The sequence below is a fragment of the Psychrosphaera sp. genome, assembly GCF_982872775.1.
The window spans coordinates 1-4647 of sequence record NZ_CEYNSH010000080.1; the positions used below are offsets into that span (position 1 = coordinate 1).

The 4647-nt window shown below is 41.6% G+C and carries 2 protein-coding genes; both read left to right on the forward strand.

The genetic code is table 11. The features are described from left to right. Positions 1-194 precede the first annotated feature (194 nt). Positions 195-3587, forward strand: a complete 3393-nt coding sequence (locus AC4E96_RS13855) for an MHYT domain-containing protein (RefSeq protein ID WP_490256246.1) — start codon at positions 195-197, stop codon at positions 3585-3587. Position 3588: 1 nt separating this feature from the next. Then, a complete protein-coding gene (locus tag AC4E96_RS13860) occupies positions 3589-4584 on the forward strand; it encodes a response regulator (RefSeq protein WP_490256247.1) in 996 nt (331 codons plus the stop codon). Positions 4585-4647 lie beyond the last annotated feature (63 nt).

The following is a 4647-nucleotide window of genomic DNA, read 5'->3' on the forward strand; positions in this document are numbered from 1 at the left end:
ACAGCGCAGTCTTGCGAATCGTCAAATAGAACTGTTTTGTAAGAGCCCAAGCTAAACGGTTGTTTTTAATTTAGCCAATTTCACGTTTTTATGACGTAAGTCGTTGAATTAAATGAATTACACGCCAGTTTTCATTGTGGTCAACCAGTAAAATAATTTATTATCATCGTTTAATAATCATGGAAGGTTAAACGATGCTAGATTATGTAGTTTCTCTTTTTTCTATCCCGCCAGAAAGCATTTTGATTCAAGGAACGTATAGCATAGGGATGATTGCTATATCGGTTCTCATTGCTATTTTTTCTTCTTTTATGGGTTTGCAAGTTGCGGTGCAAGCCGCAACCGTGACCAACCCCACTCGCAAGAGACTGATGCTACTTGTTGGTAGTATTGCACTTGGTGGTGGTATTTGGAGTATGCATTTCATTGGTATGTTGGCGTTTGAGCTCTGTACCGCAGTGGAATATGGTTGGCTACTTACTCTATTGTCCTTAATACCTGGCACGGCCGCATCATGGGTTGCATTAAACCATATAGTTAATAAACCGGAAGGAAAATTATCGTTACTACTTGCTGGTGTACTGGTTGGTGCGGGCATTGGAACTATGCACTATACAGGTATGGCCGCCATGGAAATGTCGAGCCTCCTCAGGTATGACTTAACTATTTTCGCTTTGTCTATAGTTGTAGCGGTATCCCTAGCCATTCTTTCACTTTGGATTCGATTTGGCCTATCCAAAGCATTCTCACGTAGCTTTTCAGAGTTGCAGCTAAACCTTGCATCGGCGGTAGTGATGGGCTGCGCGATTTCAGGTATGCATTATACAGGTATGGCGGCTGCTCGTTTTGTTCGTCCACCTGGTTTTGAGTTCAGTAATCAACCACCAGAAACGTCTTTGTATTTAGCCGTAGGCGTCACGGTAATCACGCTGGTTATTTTGACCTTGGTTCTGGGTCTTAATCTAATCTTTAAATATCGAGATATATCTAATCAAGCGATGAGGAACGAACAAAGGTTAAGCGCGACAATGGAAACCGCTATTGATTCAATCGTAGTTATTGACCATCACGGTGAGATTACCAGGGTAAACAAAGCAACGGAAAGTCTATTTGGGTGGCACTCAGATGAGCTCATTGGCAAAAGTATAAATATATTAATTCCGAAACACTTACGAACTGACCAAAAAGGGTTAATGAATCGGTACTTAAATACAGATGAAGGCAGTTTAGTTGGACGCAGCCAAGAAGTACAGGCCCTAGATAAGGATGGTGAATTGGTAGATGTACGACTAGCGTTGGGTCATGTAAGTCATCATGGTCATGACATGTTTGTTGCGTTTATGTCTGATATTAGAACCCGGCTTAAAATGGAACGTGCGCTACGAGACAATGAGGCTCGACTTCGTTCACTAGTGAAGAATATTCCAGGTATTGTTTATCGCTGCCGAGATGATGACGACTGGGGCATGATTTTTGTTAGCGATGCCGTAGAGCGAATTACAGGTTATGACGTTTCTCAGTTTTTGCTACCTAACCCTAAAGTCACTTTTTCACAGGTAATTCACCCTGAAGATTTGCCAAAAATTAAGTCGGATATTAAATCTTCAGACAACTTTAATATTGAATATCGCATTTTAAGAAAGGATGGAGAAGTGCGATGGGTGCTAGAATTTGGCTCACGTATCTATGATCCGGACAGTGATGAAGTGTGGATTGATGGATTTATCATGGATATTACTGAGCGCTACCAAATGGTAGAAGAGCTCAAACAAGCAAAAGACAAAGCGGAGAATGCGGCTGCAACGAGAGCTACATTCCTAGCGAACATGAGTCATGAAATACGAACACCAATGAATGCAATCATTGGGTTTAGCGACATTTTGCTTGAGAGTACGTTGGATAATAATCAGAAAAAGCAGCTCAATACTATCAATAACTCGGCAAAATCTTTGTTGTATTTATTAAATGACATTCTCGATAGTGCAAAACTCGACAAAGGTAAGCTAGAACTTGAACAACGTAATTTCTCTTTAATTGAAGAGGTCGATGCGGTTGTTTCTACTTTGTGGATACAAGCTAAAAACAAAGGGTTGTTACTCGAGACAAAGGTACATAACGATATTCAACCTTTTTACTTAGGCGCTCCTGAAAGGATTCGTCAAGTTTTGACAAACTTAGTAAACAACGCCATTAAGTTCACTCGACACGGTGAAGTTATTGTATCTATCTCTCCTTTGACAAATGAACACATTGAGTTTGTTATTTCTGATACTGGTATTGGTATGAGTCAGGAGCAGCTTAGTCGAATCTTCGAGCCTTTTACTCAAGCAGATGAGTCAATGAGCCGTCGATTTGGTGGGACAGGGTTAGGCACAACTATCAGTAAACAGTTAGTTGAATTAATGGGTGGTAAGATTTCAGCCTCGAGTAAGAAAGGCCAGGGGAGTATCTTCCGATTTGTCTTACCGTTGACACCAGCAAAAGAAATAACAAACCAACGCGCCGCTAAGCTTTCATTACCACCAATGAAGATTTTGGTTGTTGATGACATTTCTCAAAACGTCGAACTACTTGATGAGTTACTATCAAGGATGGGTCATGAGGTCATCATTGCCAGAGATGGTCAACAAGCTTTGATTCGGATGGAACAGTGTGCAGAGATAGATGTGGTGCTTATGGACGTTCAAATGCCGGTACTCGATGGACTGTCCGCCGCTAAACGCTGGCGTGAATATGAAAAAAATAATGGTTTAAAACACCTGCCAATCGTTGCATTAACTGCAAGTGTGCTAGAGGATGATAGATTAGCAGCACAAAACGCTGGAATGGATGGTTTTGCAAACAAGCCTGTTGAGATTCAAGCCTTATTAGCCGAAATAAGCAATGTAACTGGTCACGCACCTAATCCAAACGTCTCAAGTGCAATGTCAAAACGAGATACAAATTCGGCAAACCCCTTTGGTGCGTTATCAAAGTTAGGTGTTGATACTAAAAGTGCATTGACGCTTTGGGGCACACAAGAAAAGTACATTGCTCAGTTGAAACAGTTTATTTCTGAGCAGCAAGCAGCTTTTGATAAGCTTGATGAACTGCTTACTAAGAACCAAGCGATAGAATTACGCACTGAGCTGCACAAACTCAAAGGATTGTCAGGCAACTTGTCTTTGACTCGATTGATGGAACTGTTTCAAAAGGCCGAGAACTTAATCGCAGAAAAGGCAATGTTACCAGAGGTAAAAGCGGTCGGTGATCAAATTCAGATTACATTTAAGCAATTGGCTGACTGTTACATATCCAAAGAAAACCTCGCGCCCGCTTCTGACGGTATCAGGACTGTTGACGCTTCGAATGTCACAATGCAGTCGACCTTGTTAACGAATGAGCTGAAAGAGACACTTCAACGCGTTCAAAAAGCCGCTCAAAACAACGAAATAGACGAAGAGGGACTGCAACTACTTGAGTCGATGGAGGCAGGACAACATCAAGTTTTCACCAAGCCAATCATCAACGCACTCAATGATTTTGAGTTTGAAGATGCCAACCAGAAAATTTCTGAGATACTGATTACTATTCAGGAGTCCCATTAACATGTGTGTGAATAAAGACTTCCGACCAAGCATACTTGTGGTCGATGATGAACCCGCAAATTTACGTGTAATGAAACAAATTTTGCAAGATGACTATCGGTTAGTGTTTGCTAAAAGTGGCCAAGAAGCGTTGCGCTTAGCCGAACAAAAAAAGCCTGAGTTGATACTGTTAGATATTATGATGCCTGGAATGACAGGGTTTGAAGTCTGTGAGTCTTTAAAGGCGAAGGCAGAGACATCACATATTCCGGTCATTTTTGTAACAGCGTTAGATGATGACACGGATGAAACAAAAGGCTTTGCCCTAGGTGCTGTTGATTATATTAGCAAGCCAGTGTCACCACCAAGAGTGAAGGCAAGAATAAAAAATCATTTATCGTTAGTAAAAGCGGAGCTATTACGTGCTACCAGGTTACAGGTCATACAAAGACTTGGGCGAGCTGCAGAATACAAAGATAATGAGACGGGGATGCACGTAATGCGAATGAGCCACTATGCGGCTGTCATTGCTCGTGCTTATGGGTTAAGTGAGGAGCGCATTGATCTGTTACTTCATGCCGCGCCAATGCATGATATCGGTAAAATAGGCATTCCAGATAGTATAATGCTAAAACCGGGTCGACTGACAGATGAAGAGTTCTCAATCATGAAAACACACCCTGTTATTGGCGCTGAAATATTAGGGGATGATGACTCTGACTTAATCAGCTTGGCAAAAGTCGTTTCACTTACTCACCATGAGAAATGGGATGGGTCAGGCTATCCAAATGGGTTAAAAGGTGAAGCTATACCTGTAGAAGGGCGTATTACTGCTATTGCTGATGTATTTGATGCATTAACGAGTAAGCGCCCCTATAAAGAGGCTTGGAGTATAGATACCACTATGGAATATTTGAATGATCAAAGTGGTAAGCACTTTGAGCCCAAATTGGTAGAGCTGCTTTTTCAAGAGTTAACAACCATTCTCGAAATTAAAGAGAAGTTTAAAGACGAGTAGAGCTTTATTCGTCAGCTTTTGCTTCGACTTCAACTAGATCTGGTAACGGCCAACCACCCAGCG